This is a genomic window from Pantoea sp. SIMBA_079, assembly GCF_046940275.1.
Lineage (GTDB): Bacteria > Pseudomonadota > Gammaproteobacteria > Enterobacterales > Enterobacteriaceae > Pantoea > Pantoea borealis.
In genome coordinates this window covers 1-264 of sequence record NZ_JAWRYR010000446.1, presented here as the reverse complement: position 1 = coordinate 264, position 264 = coordinate 1, and the positions used below count along the sequence as shown (strand labels likewise).

Sequence of the window (264 nt, the reverse complement as noted above, 5' to 3'; positions counted from 1 at the left end):
ATATCCGGCAAGTAGGCGGTAAAACCGTTGCCCTTGAGCGCACTGGTCGTCATGCCCAACGCCTGGCACACCGCTACCTTGGCGGCAATGTCATCGCGGTCGGCCTGGCGCGAAGCCTGGACCAGCGCCTGCAGTTCCACATCGACCAGCTGCGTGCCGTGAATCAGCTCCGGCCCCTGTTGCCAGGCCTCCGGCGGGCAGTCTTTGCTGTCTGGCCGCAGCGGGATATGCGGGTTGATTTCTACCGGATAGATGCGACACACC

General features: G+C 63.3%; 1 pseudogene. It reads right to left on the bottom strand.

Annotated elements, in window-relative coordinates:
* Window positions 1-264 (bottom strand): annotated as a pseudogene (locus SB719_RS20740) (YkgJ family cysteine cluster protein); the annotation flags it as partial.